This is a genomic window from Pseudomonas sp. SCPG-7 (assembly GCF_002156405.1).
Taxonomy (GTDB): Bacteria; Pseudomonadota; Gammaproteobacteria; order Pseudomonadales; family Pseudomonadaceae; genus Aquipseudomonas; species Aquipseudomonas parakoreensis.
Map to the genome: position 1 here is coordinate 31,875 of NZ_MVOO01000005.1, position 23,036 is coordinate 54,910.

Consider the following 23,036-nt stretch of genomic DNA (forward strand, 5'->3'; position numbering starts at 1 on the left):
ATTCCTCACTGGGCAGCGAACTGCATTTCCGGTACGTGATCCGGGACGATCAGTTTACCAGCGGTTTTGGCGACGATTTCCTCGACGCTGACGCCAGGTGCGCGTTCCTTGAGGACAAAAGCGCCATTTTCGATTTCCAGGTAGGCGAGGTCGGTCAGTACGCGCTTGATGCAGCCGGCGCCAGTCAGCGGCAGGCTGCATTTGCTCAGCAGTTTGGACTCACCGTCCTTGGAGGCGTGGGTCATGATCACGATGATGTTGTCGGCGCCAGCCACCAGATCCATCGCGCCGCCCATGCCCTTGACCAGTTTGCCGGGAATCATCCACGAGGCGATGTTGCCTTCAACGTCGACTTCGAACGCGCCCAGCACGGTCAGGTCGACATGCCCGCCGCGAATCATCGCGAAGGATTCGGCGGAGTTGAAGATCGATGCGCCGATGCGCGCGGTGACGGTCTGTTTGCCGGCGTTGATCATGTCGGCATCGATGGTGTCTTCAGTCGGAAACGGGCCCATGCCGAGCAGGCCGTTTTCCGATTGCAGCATGACTTCCATGCCTTCGGGAATGTAGTTGGCGACCAGGGTCGGAATGCCGATACCGAGGTTCACGTAGTAGCCGTCCTGCATTTCGCGGGCGACGCGCTGAGCCATTTGTTCGCGGGTAAGTGCCATGTTTTTATTCTCCGTCAGCCTGAATTATTTGCGGATGGTGCGCTGTTCGATGCGCTTTTCGAACGTGCCGCAAATGACCCGGTCGACGTAGATGCCGGGGGTGTGGATCTGCGACGGATCCAGTTCGCCGGGCTCGACGATTTCTTCGACTTCGACCACGGTGATCTTGCCGGCGGTGGCCGCCAGCGGGTTGAAGTTCTGCGCGGTGTGACGGTAGATGACGTTACCGAAATGGTCGGCTTTCCAGCCTTTGACGATGGCGAAGTCGCCAGTGATGGATTCTTCCATCAGGTACTTGCGCCCGTTGAATTCACGCACTTCCTTGCCTTCGGCAACCGGGGTGCCGACGCCGGTGGCGGTGAAGAAGGCCGGGATACCGGCGCCGCCTGCGCGCATTTTCTCGGCGAGGGTGCCTTGCGGGGTCAGGATGACTTCAATGTCGCCCTTGAGCAGCTGCTCTTCGAACAGTTTGTTTTCGCCGACGTAGGAGGCAATCACTTTGCTGATCTGGCGGTCGGTCAGCAGCACACCGAGGCCGAAACCGTCGACGCCGCAGTTGTTGGAAACCACGGTGAGGTCGCGGGTGCCCTTGCGCTTGATCTCGGCGATCAGGTTTTCCGGAATGCCGCACAGGCCGAAGCCGCCGGCGATCACGGTCATGCCATCTTCAAGACCGGCCAGAGCTTCCTCGTAGGAACTCACGCGCTTGTCGAAACCTGCCATATGCACCTCTTTTATTGTTTGTCGGGCGGCTGGCTAGCCGAATGACTGGAGTGTCTCGCTGGAGGATATATTTGTTAAGTTGATTTTTAAGGTTGATTAATAGATAAAACTCAATAATTTTGACTGTTACCTGTAGGAACTGCCGCAGGCTGCGATCTTTTGATGTTGTTTTTTAGGATCAAGATCAAAAGATCGCAGCCTGCGGCAGCTCCTACAGTGGGTACGGTGTTTATCCGGCAATATCGCTAACAGGGCGTTATCCAGTATGACCATCAAACAGATCCGCGCCTTCCTCGCCGTGGCCCAGAGCCTGAGTTTCGCCGTGGCCTGCGAGCGTCTGCACCTGTCGCAATCGGCGCTGAGCCTGACCATCAAGGCGCTGGAGGAGGGGCTGGGCGGGCGGCTGTTCAGCCGCAACACGCGCAATGTGGCGCTGACCGCCGAGGGCGAATCGCTGCTGCCGCTGGCTCGGCGCCTGATCGCCGATTGGGACAACGCCGAAGACGAAATGCGCCAGCGTTTCAGCCTGCAACGCGGGCGGGTGACGCTGGCGGCGATGCCGTCGTTTGCCGGCAACCTGTTGCCGCCGATCCTCAAGACGTTTCGCGCGCGCTATCCGAACGTCAATGTCACGGTCAACGACGTGATCAACGAGCAAGTGCTGGAAATGGTGCGCGACCGCCACGTGGAACTGGGTGTCGCGTTCGAGCCGATGCAGAACACCTCGCTGACGTTCACCCCGTTGTACATGGACCGCTTTGTCGCGGTGGTGCCGCAAGATTCAGCGCTGGCCAGGCTTGGCGAAATCGACTGGCAGACCTTGCTGCAGGAACCGTTCATCACCCTGCAACGGCCGTCGACAGTGCGGGTGATGCTCGAAGAACACTTGCAGGCGCGGGGCATGAAGCTCCCGGTGGAGTTCGAAAGCCATCAACTGGCAACCGTCGGGCGCATGGTCGCCAGTGGGCTGGGAGTGAGTGCAGTGCCGGCGTTGTGTGCCGAGCAGATGCTCGAACTGGGCGCGCATTGCCTGACCTTGAATGATTCTGTGGAGCGAGCGATTGGCGTGCTGACCGAGCCAGGCAATGAACTGTCGGCGGCGGCGCAGGCACTGTTCGACATCCTCAAAGCCGAACACTGATCTTCAAACGTTGAACCCCGGTAGGAGCTGCCGAAGGCTGCGATCTTTTGATCTTGCTTCTAAAAAAAACAAAGCCAAAAGATCGCAGCCTTCGGCAGCTCCTACAGGGATTTTCGGCATTCAGGTAGATAGGTGTTGCGCAAGCAACGGCAGCAGTTGTTCGCATGACGCCTCGATCTTCAGATCCAATAGATCATCGGCGCGGGTCTTGCCCAGATTGATCGCCAGCAACGGCTTGCCGCGATCGGCGATCACCCGGCACAGACGGAACGCCGAATACGCCATCAGCGACGAACCCACCACCAGCAAACCCTCGGCTTTTTCCGCTGCGGCCATGGCCCGCGCCGCCGTCGGCGGCGCCACGTTCTCGCCAAAGAACACCACGTCCGGCTTCATCCGCTCCCCGTCGCAATACGGGCATTGCGGTGTCTGAAAGCGCGCCTCGAAGGCCGGATCGAGCAGGGTATCGCCGTCCGGCGCCTGCACCGCATCGACCCCGGCCAGATACGGATTCTGCTCGACCATGCGTTGCTGAATCTCATCGCGCGCGCTGCGTTGGCCGCAATCCAGGCACAGCACCCGGTGCAGGCTGCCGTGCAGTTCGATCACATCCTGACTGCCGGCCTGATCATGCAGGGTGTCGACGTTCTGTGTGATCAAGGCGCTGATCCGTCCCTGGCGCTGCAAATCCGCCAGTGCTGTATGCGCCGCGTTGGGTTGCGCCTGGCGCACCCGGGGCCAGCCGAGCATGGCCCGCGCCCAATAGCGGCGACGGGATTCGGGGGCAGCGAGAAATTCCTGATACATCATCGGCTGCCGGCCCCGGCGCACACCTTCGCTATCGCGGTAATCCGGAATGCCCGATGGCGTGCTGATGCCGGCGCCGGTCAGCACCAGAAAATCGCCATCGGCCATGGCCTGGCACAGGGTGTTGAAGTGTTCGCGGATCGGGCTGTCGAGCATGCTCAGCACTCCGGGGAGGACGATGCCCGCAGGTTAGCATTAACCCTGTGGCGAGGGAGCTTGCTCCCGCTGGATTGCAAAACAAGCCCAAAAACAGGCCTGCTGCGCAGTCCAGCGGGAGCAAGCTACCTCGCCACAGGTGACAGCGGTGGTTTATTTGCGCGCCTCCAGAATCAGGTTGAACGGCGTCTGCGTCGCCCGGCGGAAGTGCTTGAACCCAGCCTCGGCAAACACTTTGCGCAAGCGCATTTCACCCGCCTGCGCACCGAGCCCCAGGCCGACTTCCTGAGACAGCGAATTCGGCGTGCAGATAAAGGTCGAGGCCGCGTAAAACAGGCGTCCGACCGGGTTGATATTGTCGTCCAGCGCATCGTTGGCAAATGGCTCGACCAACAGCACCGTGCCGTCGTCCTTCAATGATTCGAACGCATGCCGCGCAGCGCCGACCGGGTCGCCCATGTCGTGCAGGCAGTCGAAATAGCAGATCAGGTCATAGTCGTCACCGGGGTAGCTTTTGGCGGTGTTCTGGAAGAACTTCGCCCGGCTGCTGACGCCGCCTTCTTCCGCGCGCTGAGTGGCGACGGTGATCGACGGTGCGTGATAGTCGAAACCGACGAAGCGCGAGTTGGGAAACGCCTGGGCCATGATCACCGTCGAGGCACCGTGGCCGCAGCCGATGTCGGCGACCTTGGCGCCGTCTTCGAGCTTGGCCACCACGCCGTCCAGCGCCGGCAGCCATTCCGCGATCAGGTGCCCCTTATAGCCGGGGCGGAAGAAGCGCTCGGTACCGCTGAACATGCACGGATGGTGATCGCCCCAGGGCAGGGCGCCGTTGCCACGCATGGCTTTGACCAGTTTGTCCTTGTCGTGGAAAAACGAGGCCACCACGCCGAGTCCGCCGGCGACGTACACCGGTGAGTCTTCGACGGCGAGTGCCAGTGCCTGTTCTTCCGGCAGACGGAACTGGCCATCGTGATGTTCCATGTAGCCAGACGCGGCGTGCGCGCTGAGCCATTCGCGCACCAGTCGGGGATTGCAGGTGGTTTTTTCGGCGAGGGCTTGCGGGGTGATCGGCTGACTGTCGGCCATTGCCCGGTACAGCCCGAGTTCTTCGCCAACGATGACGTTCGCCAGCATTGCGGCGCCGCCCATGTCGTTGACCAGTTTGCCCATGAATGCGTTGAGTCGGGCCTCGTCCATCACATGTGCTCCTGAAACAGGATCACAGTCCGGCGGTGTTGAAGGTCGAGGCATACACCACCGGGCGGTGGTCGTGGATGCGGGCAGGGCGAGACGATGCGTCCTGCAGCCCCCTCGACTGGGTAATAAATCAGTCTAGCCGGGCTGCGGCAACCTGCAGGCTTTGTGAACCTGCAAAGACAGTGCGGTTTTATCACTGTGGGAAGAATACAGTCGGCGGCTCGGCGTTGTTGCGGCGGTTTCATGAGGACTCCGTGCTCGCCAGCTTCCTGTGAGTCATGCGACAGGCAGCCAGGACGGTGGGCAGGGATGCTGACGATAGAAATTGCGCAAGTGCGTCATATCGCGCGCGAATCCAGCGTTCAGCCAATGGCGATATTGCGCCTGCGCCGGTATTTGCAAGGCCGGTTTGCGCAGGCAATCCACCACGGCTTGCGCGGCCTGCATACCGCTCATCAACGCCTTCAGCACGCCGTGGGAGGACGCCGGGTCTAGCCGGTTGGCCGCATCGCCGACCAGAAAAAAGCCGGCACCGGCGGCGGTCGTGGTGATGCGCCAGGTCACATCGGCGCCTCGTATCGGCCCCACGGCCGGGAATGCATGCAGCGCCAAGGGAAGGCTCGCCGATCGGCCGTTGTTTTCGAATGTCAGGCGCGTCCAGTGCAGCAACTGGGGCTCAACCTGGGCGATCCAGGTCCACCCGTCAGGCTCGGCCAGCAAATGCGCGGCCGTTGCATAGGTCGCGCTGTGGCCCTGCAGGTAGCCGTAACGCGCCACCAGCGGCGGTGAACAGTGGCGCACCGGCAAACCGAGTTGGCGACCGAGCCAGCAGCCAGCGCCGCTGGCGTCGATCAGGCAGGTCGCGTAGAAGCAGCCGCTGTCGGTTTCCACGCCGATTACTCGGTTGCTTTGGGTCAGTACCCGTCGTGCCCGGCAGGGTTGATTAACCTCTACACCCAACGCGGCGGCACTCGATAGCAACGCCGCATCCAGTTGCGCTCGTTCCAGATGAAAACCCTGCCAGGCGCCGCGATCATCGGCACCAAAACCATTGAAGCGCGGTGCGCCGTCCCAGTGCACCCAGTGGCCGTCGAAGCGCCGGGCCGTGCGGCCACACAATTGCTCGGCAACCCCCAGTTGCTGCAGCAGCGGTTCGATGCCCGGATGCAGGCTTTCCCCGGGGCGAAAGCGCGGGAACGCCTGCCGTTCAATCAAGGCCACACGCAGACCGTGTCGGGCGCAACTGATCGCGGTTGCACTGCCCGCAGGCCCGGCGCCGATGATCACGACGTCAAATGGCTTCATCAGCTACCTGCCATGGCAGGGTGTCGCGTTTGATCAGGATTGCATCCGCGCTGAGCAGCAGAATCACCCGCTCTTCGACTTCAACGTGGCGTAACCTGAAATCACTTTCAGCGACTTTCACGGCACCGCGCCTGTACAGCAAAAAACGCTGCACCCAGCCGTCGAGAACCCGCCCAGACTCTTCCTGCGCGGTTTCAAGTTCGGCATTCGGCCGCTGCAACTCAACGAACGACAGCAGCGGCCAGGCATTGCGCAGTGGCTTGTCGCTGGCGGCGCCGAGCACGCGGTACACGCGATACATCGAGCGCACGCGTTGCTGATACGCGGCTTGCGCGGTGTGGCCGGTCAGGCTCAGGGAAAACCGGCCATCGAGGGCCACCTGTGTGTAATCGGCATGGGCGTACGCGTGGTATTGGACGATCAGGTGCTCGTCTTCAGTGATGAGTTGCGGGGCGCGCTGATTATCCCAGGCCACGCCGCCCATGCCGATTTCCTCATCGGTCAGGGGAATGATGCTGTGCAGCGTCGAGCGCGGTTCGAAGACCCGTGCCGAATCCGGCGCGACCCCGGGCCAGAAAGAACCTAGCGCGGCGCAGATCTTGGCATCCTCGGGAAACGGGCTGGCCATCTGATAACCGGCGAGGACGTTGATCCATTCGTCGTCCGCCGTGCGCTGGCGAACCCAGCCGACCTCCCAGCCCGGCCCGAACACACCGGCGGCGCCGTCGGGCAGCGAGGTGGGCCGCGAGGGTGACGTTTGTGCGCCGTTGGATTGCGGCGGGCCGAGCTGATCGACGAGGCCGACTATCGCGCTCACCCCGCGGTCAGCCGGGGAGAACAATTGATCCTGCAAGTCCAGGTTGGCGCAGTAGCGTACGTTAGAGAGTGCTTCCAGTCGGGCGTGCCAGACGCCGGCATCTGGTAGCGACGGTTCATTGCCGAGCCAGTGCAACAGCCGGCGTTGAGTGCATAACGGGTAGAAATCCGGAGGGCCGATCAGCGAATAGGCGGCTACGGTCGGCAAGCAGTTTTCCAGCATGCGGCAGCGTGGCAACACCCAGCCATCGGCGGTGCCGTCCTGATAATGCAAGGCGCGATAACCGCCCTGACGAACCAACTCGTCGACACCTTCGTGGTCGTTCAGGTCTTCGATGCTGCCATCCGCCTCGACCCGGTGACGTCCGTGCACCATACCGCCGGTATTGGCCGGCAGCACAAAGGACAACGGTTTGCCCTGGTACTCGACGGGCGCAACCAGCCGGGCTCTGGTTTCCGGCACCAGCAGACCCGGCCCGAGATCCACAGCCGACGCCCAATGCGCAAGATTGTCCGTCACGACGAAGGGCGGCTGGCTGATCTGCGGTTCCTGCCAACCGGTGCCACTGTGGCGCAAATGAATGTGTCGCAGTTTTTCGTTGATCTGGTGGTTGTCCAGCGTCAGCGTCAGGTTCAGCCCCTCCAGGCACTGCGAACCATTGAACAACTTGTGCAGGGGCACCCAGAAATCCAGCCCGGGGTCGAGATCCACCTGGAAATCCATCGGCCCGAAGCGTTCGGCATCGCCCTTGAGTTGCACGGCAATGTAGGCGCTGTAGCGTACCGGCATCACCTGGATGCCGTGCGGGTCATCGTCGACAAAGGGCAGGAAACTGCGCCGCATCGCGTCATAGCGCGCGGGTGCGGTGCCGACGCGGGCGATACCGGTACGCGAGAAGCACAGGTCGGCATGCCGGCCATGCACGGTGTCGGCGGCGCAACGATATTCACTGGCGAACGCGACCACCGCCAACGGCGCGCCCCGGGCTTTGTGGCGCAGGCTGTCGAGCGTGGGCGGGATGACGCTGTAGACATAGTCGAGCACCGTCTCGATCTCGGCGGCGGTGGGAAACAGTTGCAATGTTTGCCCGTTCTCATCGCAGAGCACATCGGGTGAGGCCAGCGCGTGATACAGCAGGCTGTGCGCCGGCACGCCGGCTTCGATCGCGCGGCTGCCGGCCACTGTGAAATCGGCAAACCCGGGTATCGAGCGGTCGATGTTCAGCGGCTTTTGCAGTTCGGCAGCGAACGGTTCACCGAGCAGATCCAGGCCGTGGGCGAGCATCAGCGAATGCCAGCCGCCGGGGGCAAGGCGCGTACACACGTGGCTGACGGATTCGAGCAGAGTCATGTGGCGCCCCGACAGGTTGGACCAATCGCCATGGAACCGCATCCCGACGCTGATTCACCACTGTCAGATCTGACAGTGGTGACCAGTGGTCGCCAACGCGAAACGGACAACATAACGATAAGTGCGACAACCCGGCGGCGCAGTCAGTGGATTGCGACAAAGGTGCAGGCATGGCGCAACAATGTGCACGTTAACCGTCAGTTACCTGTCGGCAGCGATTGAACAGAGGCCGTTGAACGGCTCAGGGCTGCAGCGGCAGCTTCAGCACGGCACACAGCCCTCCGCCCTCGCGATTGCTCAGGGTCAGCGAACCTCCGAGGGCCATGGCCAGTTGCTGGGCGATCGCCAGTCCCAGACCGGTACCGCCGGTATCACGATTACGCGAGTTTTCCACGCGATAGAACGGTTGCAGCACGTGCGCCAGTTCGGTGTCGGCGATGCCCGGACCGCGATCCATGACGGTGATTGCGAGGCTATCCTTGTGGGCTTCGACCCAGACTTCGGCGGCACCGGCGAATTTCAACGCGTTGTCGGTCAGGTTCACCAGCACCCGCCGCAGGGCCTGGGGGCGGGTATCGATCACCGCCGCGCTCTTGCCGATCAGGCGTACATCCTTGCCCATGTCCTGGTAATCGAACACCAGGCTGTCGAGGAAGGCATCGAGGTCGGTGCGCCGGCTTTCTTCGGTCGAACCATGGATGCTGCGGGCGTAGGCCACGCCTTCGCGGACCAAGTGCTCCATTTCGCCGAGGTCGTGCCACAGTTTGTCTTTTTCCACTGAGTCGTCCATGAACTCGGCACGCAGCTTCATGCGGGTGATCGGGGTTTGCAGGTCGTGGGAAATCGCTGCCAGCAGTTGCATGCGCTCCTTCAGATACGCGGCGATGCGCGTCTGCATCGCGTTGAAGGCCCGCGCGGCGTGGGCTACTTCGATCGGGCCTTGCTCGTCGAGCATCACGGGATGGGCGTTGGGATCGAGGGTGTCCACGGCGTTGGCGAGGCGGGCGAGGGGGCGGATGGCAATGCGCACCGCCAGCCAGGTGCAGGCGATCAGCAACGCCAGTTGTCCGAGCAAGACCCCCGGCAGCCACGGCGACAAGGGCGGCATCGCCGGACGCACATCAATCGTCACCGGGCTGCCGTCGCTGAGTCTGACATGGGCCTGAAAGTGTTTTTGCTCCCCGGCAAACCGGGTGAAGCCCAGCGGGTGTGCACCGCCGAGCGCGGCGCTGATCGAGGTCACGGCCACCGGCACCTCGTCGGCCTCGGGGTCGAGCGGCGCACCGGATTCGCCGACACTCAACAGATAGTCGTAGTTGCTGCGGGACAGTTGCTTGAGCCAGGCGGGCCGTTCCTGCGCGGGCAAACGGTCGAGGATGGCGATCGACGTCGAGACGTCGTTTCGCATATTGCCCAGCATGGTGCTTCGGGCACTCTGGAAACGCTCGTAGTACTGCGCGCCAAACGACAGTGCCTGAGCGAGGATCAGCCCGACCAGAAAGATCAGCGACAAGCGTGACGCCAGCGTACGCGGCCACTGCAGCCTGAAACTCATGCCGAAGCCCCGAAAATTTCTACCGGCAGCGAGAACACATAACCTTCGCTGCGCACGGTCTTGATGTAAGCCGGTTCGCGCGCATCGTCGAGCAGACGCTGGCGCAGGCGGCTGACCAGCAGATCGATGGAACGATCAAACAGATCGGCCTCGCGCCCCTGGGTCAGGTTGAGCAACTGATCGCGGCTGAGCACCCGTTGCGGGTGATCGAGGAACACCCGCAGCAAGCGGTATTCGGCGCCGCTGAGCGCGACCAGCGTGCCGTCCTGGTCCAGTAAATGGCGGGCTGAGGTGTCCAGCTGCCAACGGCCGAAACCCAGCAGCCGACCGCTTTCGGTGACCACCAGGTTCGGCGGCAGCATCCGCGTGCGCCGCAGCACGGCGTTGATCCGCGCCAGCAGTTCGCGGGCAGCGAACGGTTTGGTCAGGTAATCGTCAGCGCCCATTTCCAGGCCGATGATGCGGTCGGTTTCATCGTTGCGCGCGGTGAGCATCAGCACCGGCGTGGCCTTGTGCTTGCCCACGCGCAACTCGCGGCACACCTGCAGACCATCGTCGCCGGGCATCATGATGTCGAGCACGATCAGGTCGACGGTGTTGGCTTCGAGAAAGCTGCGCATCTGTCGGCCATCGGCGACCACGGTGGTGCGCAGGCCGTTCTTTTTCAGGTAATTGCCAACCAGCTCGCGGATCTCGCGGTCGTCGTCGACGATGAGAATGTGATCGACATGTTCCATCGGTGCAGAACCTCTAATCAAAGGGCAATGCCATGCAGTCTATCGAGCCTGCGCCGGCTTGCCTGTCGGGGTTTGTATTGCAGTGTATCTGGCGCCATGACGGATACATACACACGCAAAAACGCGATTTTTTCAGGGTTTTGTATCGCTGTGTATCTCCGGGTGGCGCAGATACATAGCGCGTCATAACGGGCATTTCCAGACACAGACGTGATACCTCAGGCGCCTCAAATAGGCTCCATCGAGGCGCACCCAGCTTGCCTCGGCTCAACCCATCCACGCCTTGAGGTAACCGCCATGACCCGCACATCCGTGATCGCCGCCTGCCTGTTCGCCGCCCTGAACATCTGCACCCTGTCGGTCCGTGCCGAAGCCGATATCACCCCGCACACCTACACCTACGGCACGCACCTGGACGTGCAGAAAGTGCTGTCGATGACTCAGGACACCTCGGTGACCTGCGGCATTGTCGATGCGCGCATGACCTACCTCGATTCGGCAGGCAAAACCCAAGTGCTGGATTACCGTAAATTCGCCGATGGCTGCAACAACGAAAATTGAGTGCTCCTCGCCATCCCGAGCAGTCCCGACGGTGTTTCGCAGGCTTTACAAAAAACCGCCATTCATCGGCCCAGCCCTTGTTTTACGTGCTCTTCGGACGATTGGCACGGACGCCATCGACCCTCGGCGCGATAGTGAACAGGCAGGGCCACTGCCGACCCTGTCCTTGATAAAAAGAACGCGAGGTTGCCATGCCGAAATTCGTGATTGAACGCGAGATTCCAGGGGCCGGAAAGCTGTCGCCGCAAGAACTCCAAGCCGTGTCGCAAACCTCCTGCCAAGTGTTGCGTGAACTCGGGCCGCAAGTGCAGTGGCTGCAGAGTTACGTCACCGCCGACAAAATCTATTGCGTTTACATCGCCCCTGACGAAGAGCAGGTGCGCGAGCACGCCAGGCTGGGCGGCTTCCCGGCCAACAGCGTGGCACGGGTGATGACGGTCATTGACCCGACCACGGCTGAATGAAGTTCTCCAACCTGCTGCGGAGCACGATTGATGAGTACGCCCATTGATCTGACGGGTCTGAAGGAGCGCCAGAAAGTCGCCTGGGCCAGCGGCGATTACGCGGTGATCGGCACCACCTTGCAGATCGTCGGCGAAAACCTCGCCGAGGCTTGCGACCTGCGCTGCGATGAAGAGGTGCTGGATGTCGCCGCCGGCAACGGCAATGCGACCCTGGCGGCAGCGCGGCGTGGCTGCCAGGTGACCTCGACCGACTATGTCGCGGCGCTGCTCGAACGTGGGCAGGATCGGGCGCGAGCCGAACATCTGGAGGTGATTTTTCAGGTCGCCGATGCCGAAGCGTTGCCGTTCGCTGACGAGAGTTACGACGCGGTGCTGTCGACCTTCGGCGTGATGTTTGCCCCGGATCAGGCGACTGCGGCGGCGGAACTGGCGCGGGTCTGCCGGCGTGGCGGGCGCATCGGCCTGGCGAACTGGACGCCGGAAGGTTTCGTCGGCCAGATGTTCAAGGTTCTCGGCCGTCACGTGCCGCCGCCTGCCGTGGCGCAGCCACCGTCAAACTGGGGCACCGAAGCGTGGTTGCACAGCCACTTCGATGAACGTGAATTTCTGCTGCAGGTCACACGCCGCACGTTCAACTTCCGTTATCGCTCGGCAGCGCATTTCATCGACATCTTCCGTCACTGGTACGGGCCGGTGCACAAGGCTTTCGCGGCATTGCCGCCGGAAAGCGGTCAGGCGCTGGAGAGTGATCTGGCGGACTTGCTCAACCGCTCGAATCGGGCGGGAGCCGCTTCGCTGGTGGTGCCGAGCGAGTATCTGGAGGTGGTGATCACCAAACGCTGAATGGCGGAACAATGCCAATCCCTGTGGGAGCTGGCTTGCCAGCGATGGCGGCCGTTCTGTCAAAACGATATCGACTGACAGTACGAAATCGCTGGCAAGCCAGCTCCCACAGGTATTCGTGTTTGGCTGGTCTGGCGCTATTTCAGGTGTGCCCCATCAACCCACTCCAGCGCCGTACGCCAGATGCAGATCCCCAGAAAGTACGCCGACATCAGCAGCCACAACCCCATCACCAGCGGATTGATCACCGGGTGATTGAGCACCAGTGACAGGCTGCACAACAGCCAGATTGCCGTGACCGCGATGTTGATCGGCATGAACCGGCGCACACGGAACGGGTGCAGGAACTTCATGCGGGTGACGGTCAGCAGCGCCAGGCCAATGATGGTCAGGAAAGTGATCCACGGTCCCGGGCCAATGATGTACAGGCACAGGGCAACCACGTTCCACGCGGCGGGGAAACCGACGAAATAGTTGTCCTTGCTTTTCATGTTGACGTTGCAGAAGCAGAACAGCGAAGACACCAGAATCAGCGACACACTCAGCAGCAGGGTGTAGTCGGGCAGGGGGATGTAGCGGTAGATGAACAGCGCCGGGATAAACACGTAGGTCAGGTAGTCGATCACCAGATCGAGGATCGAACCGTCAAAACTCGGCAGCACCGATTGCACATTGACCTTGCGCGCGAGCGCCCCGTCGAGGCCGTCGACGATCAATGCCACACCCAGCCACATCAGGCAATGGGTCGGCTGGTTCTCCAGCAGGGCGAGGGTCGCCAGAAAGGCAGTGACCACGCCGGTCGCGGTAAAACCATGGGCGCCCCATGCTTTGAGCCTGGCGATGTGTACGGTCGATATCACAGGGGCGTTCTCCAGAAAAATGAAGCAAGCCGGGTATCACCCTCGAGCAAAGGGCGCCGGCAAACCGGGTCGGGGTTGCAGCTATCGACCGGTTTGGCCGGGATAAGGTTCACCACTGTTGAATCTTAGCTGGCCGCTCGAAAAATACCTCGGCGAAAACCGCCGGTGTCAGCCAGACGGTGCTGGCGCGATGGCTGCGCCGGTCTATCGTTGCCTGACGCAGTGAATGCCAATGCCTGAGGACGACATCATGAACACCAGCGATTTGCTCGAACAACTGCTGCGAGGCCAGGCCTCGGCGGGACAACAACGTGCTGACTCGGCCGGTAATCCGGACGGAATCGGCGGACTGGGCGGCTTGCTCGGTGGTCTGTTGGGTGGCGGTGCAGGCCCCGGCGGCAGTGCGGCGCAGTCCGGTGGGCTGGGCGGTCTGGGCGGTTTGCTCGGTGGTCTGCTCGGCGGCGGTAGCGGTGGTGGCTTGGGCGGCGCGTTGGGTGGGGCACTGGGTGGCGGTACGCAAAGCCGCTCCGGTGGTAACAATTATGCGGCGCTGGCGTCGCTGGGGATGATGGCGTTCCAGGCGTATCAGGCCTGGCAACGCAGTCAGGCCTCAGCGGCACCGCAAAAGATCCCGCCAACCGCCAACCTGCTGGCCGGGCCCGAAGTCGAGGAACACAGTCATGCCGTACTGCGGGCGCTGATCGCCGCAGCCAAGGCCGACGGTGAGATCGATACCCGGGAACAACAGATGATCAACAGTGAAATCAGCAAGCACACCGACGATCCGCAATTGCAGCAGTGGTTCGAAAGCGAAGTCGCCAAACCACTGGATGCGAACGAAGTCGCCGAGGCCGCCAACGGCGACCCGGCCATGGCCGCCGAAATGTACCTGGTCAGCGTGATACTGGTGGACGATCAGCAGGACGCCGAACGCAACTATCTGGATGAACTGGCCGCCGCCCTGCAGATCGATCCGCAATTGCAGGTGCACCTGGAACAGCAGGCCAAGGGGCAGGGCTGAAGCAAAAGTCAACAGATCGCAGCCTTCGGCAGCTCCTACAGGGGAAAAGCGCTCCAAATGTAGGAGCTGCCGAAGGCTGCGATCTGTTGATCTTCAGAGCCAGATTGCGTCCCATAGCGGGTAATCACCCAAACGCTTTACCAGACCGGCCCGCAATGGATTCATGACAATGTAGCGGGCAGCGGCTTTAAGATCTTCATCGCGACGCAGAGCTCGGTCGTAATAGCCGCGTTGCTACACCGGCTCCGAATTGCCTCGCAGCAGGTTGACCGAGCGACTACTGCGCGATTTGACACGGCACATTAATTGCGCCAAAGAGCCTTGTTTTAATTCGACCAGCCAATGGAGGTGGTCCGGCATCACAACCCAGGCAAGCGAATGAACCATTCCCGCTTGATCGGCGGCCCGCATCTGCCCTACCAATAGTCGTCCTGCTCTCAAATCCGAAAAAAACGGTCGGCGTTGCTCAACCACCGCTGTCAACAAATAAACCCGCCCAACCTCCGAATAACGTCCCTTGCGTAAACCGCAGGCTTTTGCAGCTTCAGGCATTCCTTTGCCCTCCGTAACCATCGTCCTTGAACACTAGCGCTCCCGAAACAATCCGCTCGGCCAAGCCATTACACGATGTAAATGTAGGAGCTGCCGAAGGCTGCGATCTTTTGATCTTGATCGTAAAAGACAAAATCAAAAGATCGCAGCCTGCGGCAGCTCCTACAGTGATCAAGTGATCAAGTGATCAGGTGATCAAGTGAAAGAGAATTGGCGCTGATCGCCGTCCGTCAGGGCGTTTTTCATGTTGATTGAATTTTTCTCCGTAGCGGTTGCTCTGCTGCTGTAGAGGCGTGAAACAACGCCCTGACCGGCCAACCGAGTGAGAACACTGACATGACTGCCCTGACTTCCCTGCCAGCGCCGAGCGCGCAGCCACAGCCGATCACTGCCGACGGTGACCTGCGGCGTATTTATGAGGCATTGCTGCTTGAGGATGCGCCTGACACCCTCGCGCAGGATTTTCTCGCCGAGCAGTTGCAGCGCGCCGCGCTGCTGCCCGAAGCGCTGCCGCAGGATCCGTCGGCGTGGCAGGAGTGGGTCGCCGGGCACTGCACCGAGGTTGCCCGGCAGTACGCCGATTACCTGCAACAGCGTCAGGCCGGCGGACCGCGCCAGTTCTTCAGCAACAAGGCTCACGCGTTGTACTTTCTACAAGCCGTGGCACCGACCAAACTGGTCGATGGCGCGTGGCTGTACGGCTTGTTGGCGCAATGGCGCGACCCGCGTTTTGATGGCTTGCTGTGTACCTATCTGGAAGAACTCGGCGACGGCAATCCTGCGCAAAACCATGTGGTGATCTATCGCAAACTGCTCGCTGAACACGGTTTGCAGGATGCCAGCGCCATCGCCGATGAGCGCTACTTGCAAGGTGCATTGCAACTGGCACTCGGTGCCTGCGGTGAAGCTTGTTTGCCGGAGGTGATCGGTTACAACCTCGGTTACGAGCAATTACCGCTGCACCTGCTGATCAGTGCCTATGAGCTCAGCGAGTTGGGCATCGATCCGTACTATTTCACCCTGCATGTGACCATCGATAACGCCAGCACCGGTCATGCGCAAAAAGCTGTGCAGGCGGTGCTCGACCTGCTGCCGCTGGAAGCGGATCGCAGCGAGTTTCTGCGCCGGGTATCGCTGGGCTATCGACTCAACGACCTGGGGCAGGGCAGCCGCGCCATCATCGAGGGTTTCGACCTGGAACAGGAAGTGCTGACGATGCTCGAGCGCAAGCGTCCGTTCGGTCAGCACATGCATTCCGACTACTGCCGCTTCGACGGCAAAACCGTCAATCAGTGGCTGGCCACGCCCGAGCAACTGCCCGGGTTTCTGCAGGTGATGCAGGACAAGGGCTGGATCAAGCGCAATCAGGATCCGCAGGCCAGCCGTTTCTGGCAGTTGATCGACGGCGACGGTGCGGCGATGTTCGGCGTGTTCAGTCCTTATGAAAAGCAACTGCTGCACGACTGGATCGCCGGCGACTGGACGTCGTCGGAGAAGAATCCGACACCAAGACGCAGCCGTCAGGTCGCCACCCCGGACGCCGCCGTGCCCGAACACGATCCCGATGTGCAGCGTCTGACCGCCTCGCTACAAGGCCAGGACGGTCACGCGCAAATGGCCACGCTGATCCCATGGCTGTCACCCGCCCGCCATGCCCACCCGGCGGGGCTGTTGGCAACGCGTCGCTTCATCGAACTCAAATCCAGTCTGCGCTAAGGAACTCTCCATGAATCAGGAAGAACATTTGTCTGCCGACGACCTCACGCTGCTGCAACTCGGCCGACGCTTGCAGGCCGACGGTTATCGTTTCATCACGCCGACGCCTTTGACCCATCAGCGGGTCAACCAGCGGGACGAGGGGCAGGTGGCCGATACCTTGCGTGATGTCTTCGGCTGGTCGCGCCCGTTCGAACCGGGGTTGTTGTCCGCCGACGAGCAGCGGCAGTTGCAAGAGGCGCAAGTGATTGACGCCTACGACGGCCGTTTGAAAAGCCGGGTGCGCTGGTCGAGTCTGGATGACCTGTTGTTCGTGCATTCGGGCTATCCCACCGATGCCGCCGATTCGGTGTTTTTCGGTCCGGACACCTACCGTTTCGCGCAGTTGATTCACGCGCATCTGCAGCAGAGCTTTGCACCGATCCAGCGTGCGGTGGATATCGGATGCGGGGCGGGCGTCGGTGCGATTCTGATTGCCCGCGCTCGGCGGGAAGCCGAAGTGTTGGCGGTGGATATCAACCCCGCCGCGCTGCGCCTGACCGCGATCAACGCGGCATTGGCCGAGGTCGCCAACGTCGAGGTGCAGGCCAGCGATGTGTTGCAGGGTACCGACGGCCACTTCGACCTGATCGTCGCCAACCCGCCATACATGGCCGATCCCGCCGGGCGCGCCTACCGAAATGGCGGAGGTTCACTCGGGGCCGGGTTGTCGCTGCGCATCGTCGAACAGGCACTCAATCGGCTGGCACCCGGCGGCTCGTTACTGCTGTATACCGGCGTGGCCATGGTCGATGGCCGTGATCCGTTTTTCGACACCGTGGTGCCACGCCTGGATTCGGCGCGATTCGGTTGGACCTATCGCGAACTGGATCCCGACGTGTTCGGTGAGGAATTGTTGAACCCCGATTACCAGCGTGTAGACCGGATCGCCGTGGTCGCGCTGACCGTGACCCGCATTGGCTGACACAAGGCAGGTGCGTCATGACCAGGAACCTCGACGACTACAACCGCATGCGCGATTTTTCGGCGACCTCGGAGCCCGCCGCCATCAAGCGCCGTGGCCGCAGCAAGGCGACTGAACATGCGCTGCAGTTCTGCATCCAGAAGCACGACGCTTCGCACCTGCATTATGACTTTCGCCTCGAACTCGATGGCGCGCTGAAGAGTTGGGCGGTGCCCAAGGGGCCGTCGCTCGACCCCAAGGTCAAACGCCTGGCCGTGCACGTCGAAGATCACCCGCTGGATTACGCGACGTTCGAGGGCAGCATTCCCGAAGGGCATTACGGCGCCGGCGATGTGATCGTCTGGGATCGTGGCGTGTGGATTCCACAGGAAGACCCGGCCAAGGCTTACGCCAAGGGCAAACTTAAATTCGAACTGCAAGGCGAGAAGCTGTCCGGCCTCTGGAATCTGGTGCGCACCCACATGCCTGGCAAGAAGGAGAACTGGTTTCTGATCAAACATCAGGACAGCGCTGCGCGCCCGCAAGACGATTACGACGTACTCAGCGCCGAGCCGCACAGTGTGCTCAGCGAGCGCACCTTGATCAGCAAATCCAAGCTTGCCGCCGAGCAAGCCAAACCGGTGAAGAAGGCCCCGGCCAAACCGCGCAAAACGGCGTCCGCTACGCTCACCGGTGCGCGCAAGGCCAAGCTCCCTGCACAACTCAAGCCGGAACTGGCGACGCTGGTCGACAGCGCCCCGGAAGGGCAGTGGAGCTACGAGATCAAGTTCGACGGCTACCGGATCATGGCGCGCATCGATCACGATCAGGTGCAGCTGTTTACCCGCAATGGCCATGACTGGACGCACAAACTGCCGCAACAGGCGCAGGCTCTGGCCGAGCTGGGCCTGGAATCGGCGTGGCTGGACGGCGAAATGGTGGTCGCTGACGAACACGGTGTGCCGGACTTCCAGGCGCTGCAGAATGCGTTCGAAGCTGGAAGCAGCGGCAACATCGTCTATTACCTGTTCGACTTGCCCTACCTCAACGGCGTGGATCTGCGCGAAGTGCCGGTGGAGGAGCGCCGCGCCGCGCTGTCCACAGTGCTCGCTGGGCATCAGCAGCCCTTGCTGCGCTTCTCCGAAGCCTTCGACGAAACCCCGGACGCGCTGCTCAATAGCGCCTGCCAGATGCAGATGGAAGGACTGATCGGCAAGCGCCTGGGCTCCCCTTACGTATCGCGGCGCAGCAGCGACTGGATCAAGCTCAAGTGCAAGCATCGTCAGGAATTCGTGGTTGTCGGCTATACCGATCCGAAGGGCGCGCGCAGTGCCTTCGGCGCCTTGCTGCTGGGCTTGCATGACCGCGACAGTGGCGAATTGCGTTACGCCGGCAAGGTCGGCACCGGGTTCAACGACACCACCCTGAAAAGCATCCTTGCCCAACTAAAGCCGTTGCAGGTGAAGAAGGCTGCCGTGGTCAACCCGCCAAGCGGCTTCGACGCCAAGGGTGTGCACTGGCTCAAACCGAATCTGTTGGCGGAAGTGGCATTCGCCGAAATGACCAAGGACGGCTCGGTGCGCCATGCCGTGTTCCATGGTCTGCGCAATGACAAACCGGCGAAGGCAATTACCGAGGAGCGCGCGAAACCCGTGAAGACTTCAGCGAAAGCCACCCCATCGAAAAAGGCTGCACCGGCAAAGAAAAAGGCTGAAGCAGCACCGTCACAGCTGGGCCTCGCCAGCGGCAAGGTGCGCATCACCCACCCCGACCGGGTAATCGATGCGGTCAGTGGCACCACCAAGATGCAACTGGCCGAGTATTACGCCAGCGTCGCCGAGTGGATCCTGCCGCAGCTCAAGGATCGTCCAGTGGCATTGGTGCGTGCGCCGGACGGTATCGCCGGCGAACTGTTCTTCCAGAAAAACGCCGAGCGTCTGGCGATTCCCGGCATCACCACGCTGGACAAGGAGGTCACCGGTCAACCGGTGATGTTGATCAACAATGCCGAAGCCTTGATCGGCGCCGTGCAGATGAGCACGGTCGAGTTGCACACCTGGAACGCCACCACCATTGATCTGGACAAGCCTGACCGCTTTGTCCTCGATCTTGACCCGGATCCCGCGCTCCCATGGAAAAGCATGGTCGAAGCCACTGCGCTGACCCTGACCGTGCTCGATGAACTGGGGCTCAAGGCGTTTCTCAAGACCAGCGGTGGCAAAGGCATTCACCTGGTGGTGCCATTGACCCGCAAGCACGGTTGGGACGAGGTCAAGGATTTCAGCCATGCGATCGTCAGTCATATGGCGAATTTGTTGCCGGAACGGTTTTCCGCGGTGTCCGGGCCGAAAAATCGGGTGGGGCGAATCTTCATCGATTACCTGCGCAACGGTTTGGGTGCCACCACTATTTGTGCCTACGCGGCGCGCACCCGCGAGGGGCTGCCGGTGTCGGTGCCGCTGTTTCGCGAAGAGGTGGCGCAGATCAAGGGTGGCAATCAGTGGAACATCAGCAATGTCCATGAGCGCCTGAACGAGGTCGGCGATGCGCCGTGGGCCGATATGAAGAAAACCCGCCAGAGCATCACTGCAGAGATGCGCAAGCGGGTTGGCATGAAAAGATGATCAGGTGTCGCGCAGCAAGTCGTGGGCGTTGAGGAGTTCGAAAGCGATTTCAGGGTGGTTGCTCAGGCCTCGACGAATGGCCGCCGGAATCGCTTTGCGCGTCTTGCGGCACAGCCCCGGGAGCGCTTCGATCTGAATCTCGATGCCGAGCATGGTGCGCACTTCATGAAAGCCCGGAGCAACCTCAACTCGCAGGCCCAACTGTTCGTGCATGCGATCTTGCAAATGGCGCAGGTCGGCGAGGTCTTTGAGTTGTTCCAGGCGGGCGAGCAGGATTTTTTCCTGCTCGCGAGTCAGGCGCAGGATGCGCAGATCGCTGCCGGGATTTTCCAGCAACGATTCGCGCCCGCAATCGCAGGCGCCGGGCGGGCAGGGTGAGCGCAAAGGCGCAGGCGGCGCAAGAGTCGTCATGGCCTCCATCATAGAGGCCGTCGGACTGTTTTGCCTATGTGCCTTCAGCTGCCATCCATCGGCCGCTGCCTCCGTGACAACTACTGATTCAGGCCTTCGTAATGCACCAGAATCGCGTTGGCAAGGTCTTCATCGCTGGCGTTCAGACCGGGGTTGTCGTGCCGGACCTGTTGCAGCACCGACTCCAGATAAACCCCTCGTATGGCTCCGCCGCTGGCCACGAACGCTGACAGGTCATCGCGCGCCGGGATCACCATTTTGTGATCCTTGAAGGTCGAGTAAAGCGACGCGGAAACACCCGCCGAGGTGGCGACATCGCCAGCATCGACACGGGCCAGAGCCGAGCCGACAGGGAGGCACAGCAGGAGAGAAGAAACGAGCACTAACTTGCGCATGACGGTGTTCCTCCACAAGCGCGAAGCAAAAAGGAAGACTACATAATCTCAGAGGTGCGACCTCTGCCGGAGTTCCGTTCAAACACGCGGATACTTGCTGAAACGCTCTGAAGCGGCACATCTGCACAAATAAGCTTAACTGAACTCCTGACAGGTGCATTCGGCGCGCCTCAGGAGGAACCCACCGTGTCGATCAAATTGCGTTTGCTGTTGCTGATAGCAACCAGCCTGCTGACAGCGCTGATCGTGAGTCTGGTCAGCTATGTGGGGAATACGCGGATGTCCGCGGCGGTTGGCGACAACGCGGTGAGCATGACTGCGCTGCGCAATCACATGGAAGCCGACATGATGCACGATGCACTGCGGGCTGACGTGTACTCGGCGATGCTGGTGGGCCTGGGCAAAAGTACCGGCACGGCCGCCGAAGTGCGGGATTCGATCAACGAGCACGCGAGCCATTTTCGCGAAGTACTGGATGAAAACCTCAAGCTGCCGGTCAACCCGACAATCAAGACCGCGCTCGAACAGATCAAGCCCAGCCTGGACACCTACATCGAGGCGGCCGAGCGCATTGTCGGCCTGGCACTGGACAACCCGGACAGCGCGCAACGGGAGCTCGGTACGTTCAACACCGCCTTCACTCAGCTTGAAGAGCAGATGGCCGCGCTCAGTGAGCTGATTGAAAGCAATACCCGGGACACCAGCAAAGCCACCGACAGCGCCATTCGAAATGCCAACATCGCCCTCGGCGTGGTGCTGCTCGCCGCCCTGTTGCTATTGCTGGCGCAAGGGCGTTGGGTGACCCGCAGCATCATGGGGCCGCTGAAGTCCGCCAACCACATCGCCCAAAGCATTGCGCATGGCAACCTCAGCGAGCCGATCAGTGAACCGGCCGGCAAGGATGAAGCCAGCACACTGATCCGCAGCCTGGCGACCATGCAGCGCGATCTGCGCGACATGATCGACGTGGTGCGCCGCAACGCGCATGGCGTCAGCGGCATGAGCGAGCAGTTGAGCCACGGCTGCCATCAGGTCGCCGACAGCAGTCAGCAGCAAAGCGCCGCCGCCGGCACCATGGCCGCTGCCGCGAGCCAGATGACCGCCAGCATCGAGGAAATCACCCGCCACGCCGAACGCGCACTGGGCATGGCCAATCAGGCCGAGTCGCTGGCCAAGAGCGGCGGACAGGTGATCCATCAGGTGGTCAGCGACATGGACGACATCGCCCGCTCGGCGCAGCAGTCGGCACAGGTGATCCGCACGCTGGCTCAGGAATCCGAAGGCATCTTCAACATCATTCAGGTGATCAAGAGCATCGCCGACCAGACCAACCTGCTGGCACTCAACGCCGCCATCGAGGCGGCGCGGGCTGGCGAGCAGGGCCGGGGCTTTGCCGTGGTCGCCGACGAAGTGCGCAGTCTGGCCGCGCGTACCAGCGCTTCAACCCAGGAAATCGCGGCGATGGTCGCGCGCATCCAGAACAGTACCCGCGAAGCGGTCAGCAGCATGGAGGCCGGCGTGGCTCAGGTCGACAAAGGCATGGCGGTCACGGCTGAAGTCGAGCGGGCGATCCGCGAGATCCTCGACGCCACCCTCAGCACCACGCAACTGGTCAATGACATCACCCGCACCATCGGCGAGCAAAGCCAGGCCAGCAACGAAATTGCCCATCAGGTGGAAATGATCGCCGGGATGTCCGAGGGCAACAGCAAGGTCATCGGGCAGACGGCCAACACCACCGATGAACTGTCGAGTCTGGCGGGGGCGCTGGCGTTGTCGGTGGACCGGTTTCGGTTGTGAGGGCGTGATTGGGACAGATCCGGCCTCTTCGCGAGCAGGCATACCAGACACCGCATCCGGCCGCGACACAACACAAGATTGTTGAAAGGCTTCAGGTATCAGGTTCATTCAGGTCATGTTCAGCCCAAACCGGCCGATAACGCCAACAGCGGAAAAAGACTCTCAAGTCGGGAACAGACGCGCGGGTTTGCCCTGACGTGATATTCTTCGCGCCAACTTGGTTTGACCTTATTCGGTTTGCCTGCCTTTGGGCGGGCTGACGGAATCCCTGTCGCTCAAGTAGCTGAAGCCAATAATGATAAAAAGTCAGTTCAGAAGGGACATTAACTGAGGTCGATGCGGTACGTCGGCCTTGTGTGCCCACCCGTCAACATTGCAGTGTGA

Annotated in this window: 20 protein-coding genes and 2 pseudogenes; 10 read left to right on the forward strand and 12 right to left on the reverse strand. The window is 61.5% G+C overall.

The window, feature by feature from the left end; translation table 11 throughout:
- Nucleotides 1–5 precede the first annotated feature (5 nt).
- Nucleotides 6–671 (reverse strand): CoA transferase subunit B, encoded by a 666-nt coding sequence (locus tag B1722_RS11605; RefSeq protein WP_041073534.1) that lies wholly within the window; start codon nucleotides 669–671, stop codon nucleotides 6–8.
- A gap of 24 nt (nucleotides 672–695) precedes the next feature.
- Nucleotides 696–1,394: a CoA transferase subunit A gene (locus B1722_RS11610; RefSeq protein ID WP_003226174.1), complete on the reverse strand. Its 699-nt coding sequence runs from the start codon at nucleotides 1,392–1,394 to the stop codon at nucleotides 696–698.
- Between the two features lie 265 nt (nucleotides 1,395–1,659).
- On the opposite strand from B1722_RS11610, the gene B1722_RS11615 reads away from it, so the two are divergent.
- Entirely contained in the window at nucleotides 1,660–2,535 is an 876-nt protein-coding gene (locus B1722_RS11615) for a LysR family transcriptional regulator (protein ID WP_041073532.1), read from the forward strand.
- Between the two features lie 120 nt (nucleotides 2,536–2,655).
- Here B1722_RS11615 and B1722_RS11620 read toward each other — a convergent pair whose 3' ends face one another.
- From B1722_RS11620 to B1722_RS11645, 6 genes are all read right to left on the reverse strand, one after another.
- Nucleotides 2,656–3,498 carry an NAD-dependent protein deacetylase gene (locus B1722_RS11620; protein ID WP_086792573.1) on the reverse strand — a complete coding sequence of 281 codons (843 nt, stop codon included), beginning with the start codon at nucleotides 3,496–3,498 and terminating at the stop codon, nucleotides 2,656–2,658.
- A 153-nt stretch (nucleotides 3,499–3,651) separates the two neighbouring features.
- Nucleotides 3,652–4,698, reverse strand: coding sequence for a class I SAM-dependent methyltransferase (locus B1722_RS11625; RefSeq protein WP_086792574.1), 1,047 nt, complete (start codon nucleotides 4,696–4,698; stop codon nucleotides 3,652–3,654).
- Between the two features lie 276 nt (nucleotides 4,699–4,974).
- Nucleotides 4,975–6,003, reverse strand: a complete 1,029-nt coding sequence (locus B1722_RS11630) for an NAD(P)/FAD-dependent oxidoreductase (RefSeq protein WP_086792575.1) — start codon at nucleotides 6,001–6,003, stop codon at nucleotides 4,975–4,977.
- Nucleotides 5,990–8,170: a hypothetical protein gene (locus B1722_RS11635; protein WP_086792578.1), complete on the reverse strand. Its 2,181-nt coding sequence runs from the start codon at nucleotides 8,168–8,170 to the stop codon at nucleotides 5,990–5,992. The genes B1722_RS11630 and B1722_RS11635 overlap by 14 nt, the downstream gene beginning before the upstream one ends.
- 241 nt (nucleotides 8,171–8,411) lie before the next feature.
- On the reverse strand, nucleotides 8,412–9,725 hold the full coding sequence (locus B1722_RS11640; RefSeq protein WP_086792581.1) for a HAMP domain-containing sensor histidine kinase: 1,314 nt from the start codon (nucleotides 9,723–9,725) through the stop codon (nucleotides 8,412–8,414).
- The gene (locus B1722_RS11645) at nucleotides 9,722–10,462 is read right to left on the reverse strand and encodes a response regulator (RefSeq protein WP_041073520.1); all 741 of its coding nucleotides are present in this window, start codon (nucleotides 10,460–10,462) and stop codon (nucleotides 9,722–9,724) included. The genes B1722_RS11640 and B1722_RS11645 overlap by 4 nt, the downstream gene beginning before the upstream one ends.
- Before the next feature lie 297 nt (nucleotides 10,463–10,759).
- On the opposite strand from B1722_RS11645, the gene B1722_RS11650 reads away from it, so the two are divergent.
- The 3 genes from B1722_RS11650 (at nucleotide 10,760) to B1722_RS11660 (ending at nucleotide 12,330) form a co-directional block, all read left to right on the forward strand.
- Nucleotides 10,760–11,023 carry a DUF2790 domain-containing protein gene (locus tag B1722_RS11650; protein WP_086792583.1) on the forward strand — a complete coding sequence of 88 codons (264 nt, stop codon included), beginning with the start codon at nucleotides 10,760–10,762 and terminating at the stop codon, nucleotides 11,021–11,023.
- Between the two features lie 191 nt (nucleotides 11,024–11,214).
- A complete protein-coding gene (locus tag B1722_RS11655; RefSeq protein WP_007962415.1) occupies nucleotides 11,215–11,487 on the forward strand; it encodes a DUF4242 domain-containing protein in 273 nt (90 codons plus the stop codon).
- Between the two features lie 30 nt (nucleotides 11,488–11,517).
- Nucleotides 11,518–12,330, forward strand: a complete 813-nt coding sequence (locus tag B1722_RS11660) for a class I SAM-dependent methyltransferase (protein ID WP_086792585.1) — start codon at nucleotides 11,518–11,520, stop codon at nucleotides 12,328–12,330.
- A gap of 137 nt (nucleotides 12,331–12,467) precedes the next feature.
- Here B1722_RS11660 and pcsA read toward each other — a convergent pair whose 3' ends face one another.
- On the reverse strand, nucleotides 12,468–13,190 hold the full coding sequence (gene pcsA / locus B1722_RS11665) for a phosphatidylcholine synthase (protein WP_041073513.1): 723 nt from the start codon (nucleotides 13,188–13,190) through the stop codon (nucleotides 12,468–12,470).
- Between the two features lie 250 nt (nucleotides 13,191–13,440).
- Between pcsA and B1722_RS11670 the strand changes: the two genes are divergently transcribed.
- On the forward strand, nucleotides 13,441–14,211 hold the full coding sequence (locus tag B1722_RS11670) for a tellurite resistance TerB family protein (RefSeq protein WP_086792827.1): 771 nt from the start codon (nucleotides 13,441–13,443) through the stop codon (nucleotides 14,209–14,211).
- 93 nt (nucleotides 14,212–14,304) lie between these two features.
- Here the strand turns inward: B1722_RS11670 and B1722_RS11675 are convergent.
- A pseudogene (locus B1722_RS11675) lies at nucleotides 14,305–14,763 on the reverse strand (transposase).
- A gap of 336 nt (nucleotides 14,764–15,099) precedes the next feature.
- Here B1722_RS11675 and B1722_RS11680 point away from each other — a divergent pair.
- From B1722_RS11680 to ligD, 3 genes are read left to right on the forward strand one after another with little or no spacing between them, the layout of a single operon-like run.
- Nucleotides 15,100–16,479 carry an iron-containing redox enzyme family protein gene (locus B1722_RS11680; RefSeq protein WP_086792587.1) on the forward strand — a complete coding sequence of 460 codons (1,380 nt, stop codon included), beginning with the start codon at nucleotides 15,100–15,102 and terminating at the stop codon, nucleotides 16,477–16,479.
- A gap of 10 nt (nucleotides 16,480–16,489) precedes the next feature.
- The gene (locus B1722_RS11685; protein WP_086792588.1) at nucleotides 16,490–17,443 is read left to right on the forward strand and encodes a class I SAM-dependent methyltransferase; all 954 of its coding nucleotides are present in this window, start codon (nucleotides 16,490–16,492) and stop codon (nucleotides 17,441–17,443) included.
- 17 nt (nucleotides 17,444–17,460) lie between these two features.
- Complete coding sequence (ligD, locus tag B1722_RS11690) at nucleotides 17,461–20,046, forward strand: DNA ligase D (RefSeq protein ID WP_086792591.1); 2,586 nt, start codon at nucleotides 17,461–17,463, stop codon at nucleotides 20,044–20,046.
- On the opposite strand, the gene B1722_RS11695 is transcribed toward ligD, so the two are convergent.
- Entirely contained in the window at nucleotides 20,047–20,469 is a 423-nt protein-coding gene (locus B1722_RS11695) for a hypothetical protein (RefSeq protein ID WP_041073505.1), read from the reverse strand.
- A 68-nt stretch (nucleotides 20,470–20,537) separates the two neighbouring features.
- The gene (locus B1722_RS11700) at nucleotides 20,538–20,852 is read right to left on the reverse strand and encodes a DUF2388 domain-containing protein (RefSeq protein WP_025111286.1); all 315 of its coding nucleotides are present in this window, start codon (nucleotides 20,850–20,852) and stop codon (nucleotides 20,538–20,540) included.
- Between the two features lie 186 nt (nucleotides 20,853–21,038).
- Between B1722_RS11700 and B1722_RS30110 the strand changes: the two are divergent.
- Nucleotides 21,039–21,797: pseudogene (locus B1722_RS30110) on the forward strand (MCP four helix bundle domain-containing protein); the annotation flags it as partial.
- A 129-nt stretch (nucleotides 21,798–21,926) separates the two neighbouring features.
- On the forward strand, nucleotides 21,927–22,652 hold the full coding sequence (locus B1722_RS30115; RefSeq protein ID WP_371851374.1) for a methyl-accepting chemotaxis protein: 726 nt from the start codon (nucleotides 21,927–21,929) through the stop codon (nucleotides 22,650–22,652).
- The last annotated feature ends 384 nt before the right edge of the window (nucleotides 22,653–23,036 follow it).

Excerpts from the sequence above, each read along its gene's own strand:
- B1722_RS11615 (WP_041073532.1), top strand. The coding sequence starts at position 1,660 with ATGACCATCAAACAGATCCGCGCCTTCCTCGCCGTGGCCCAGAGCCTG.
- B1722_RS11660 (WP_086792585.1), top strand. The coding sequence starts at position 11,518 with ATGAGTACGCCCATTGATCTGACGGGTCTGAAGGAGCGCCAGAAAGTC.
- B1722_RS11630 (WP_086792575.1), bottom strand. The coding sequence starts at position 6,003 with ATGAAGCCATTTGACGTCGTGATCATCGGCGCCGGGCCTGCGGGCAGT.
- B1722_RS11670 (WP_086792827.1), top strand. The coding sequence starts at position 13,441 with ATGAACACCAGCGATTTGCTCGAACAACTGCTGCGAGGCCAGGCCTCG.
- B1722_RS11640 (WP_086792581.1), bottom strand. The coding sequence starts at position 9,725 with ATGAGTTTCAGGCTGCAGTGGCCGCGTACGCTGGCGTCACGCTTGTCG.
- B1722_RS11695 (WP_041073505.1), bottom strand. The coding sequence starts at position 20,469 with ATGATGGAGGCCATGACGACTCTTGCGCCGCCTGCGCCTTTGCGCTCA.
- B1722_RS30115 (WP_371851374.1), top strand. The coding sequence starts at position 21,927 with ATGGCCGCTGCCGCGAGCCAGATGACCGCCAGCATCGAGGAAATCACC.
- ligD (WP_086792591.1), top strand. The coding sequence starts at position 17,461 with ATGACCAGGAACCTCGACGACTACAACCGCATGCGCGATTTTTCGGCG.
- B1722_RS11680 (WP_086792587.1), top strand. The coding sequence starts at position 15,100 with ATGACTGCCCTGACTTCCCTGCCAGCGCCGAGCGCGCAGCCACAGCCG.
- B1722_RS11610 (WP_003226174.1), bottom strand. The coding sequence starts at position 1,394 with ATGGCAGGTTTCGACAAGCGCGTGAGTTCCTACGAGGAAGCTCTGGCC.
- B1722_RS11645 (WP_041073520.1), bottom strand. The coding sequence starts at position 10,462 with ATGGAACATGTCGATCACATTCTCATCGTCGACGACGACCGCGAGATC.
- B1722_RS11635 (WP_086792578.1), bottom strand. The coding sequence starts at position 8,170 with ATGACTCTGCTCGAATCCGTCAGCCACGTGTGTACGCGCCTTGCCCCC.
- B1722_RS11700 (WP_025111286.1), bottom strand. The coding sequence starts at position 20,852 with ATGCGCAAGTTAGTGCTCGTTTCTTCTCTCCTGCTGTGCCTCCCTGTC.
- B1722_RS11685 (WP_086792588.1), top strand. The coding sequence starts at position 16,490 with ATGAATCAGGAAGAACATTTGTCTGCCGACGACCTCACGCTGCTGCAA.
- B1722_RS11620 (WP_086792573.1), bottom strand. The coding sequence starts at position 3,498 with ATGCTCGACAGCCCGATCCGCGAACACTTCAACACCCTGTGCCAGGCC.
- B1722_RS11650 (WP_086792583.1), top strand. The coding sequence starts at position 10,760 with ATGACCCGCACATCCGTGATCGCCGCCTGCCTGTTCGCCGCCCTGAAC.
- B1722_RS11625 (WP_086792574.1), bottom strand. The coding sequence starts at position 4,698 with ATGGACGAGGCCCGACTCAACGCATTCATGGGCAAACTGGTCAACGAC.
- B1722_RS11605 (WP_041073534.1), bottom strand. The coding sequence starts at position 671 with ATGGCACTTACCCGCGAACAAATGGCTCAGCGCGTCGCCCGCGAAATG.
- B1722_RS11655 (WP_007962415.1), top strand. The coding sequence starts at position 11,215 with ATGCCGAAATTCGTGATTGAACGCGAGATTCCAGGGGCCGGAAAGCTG.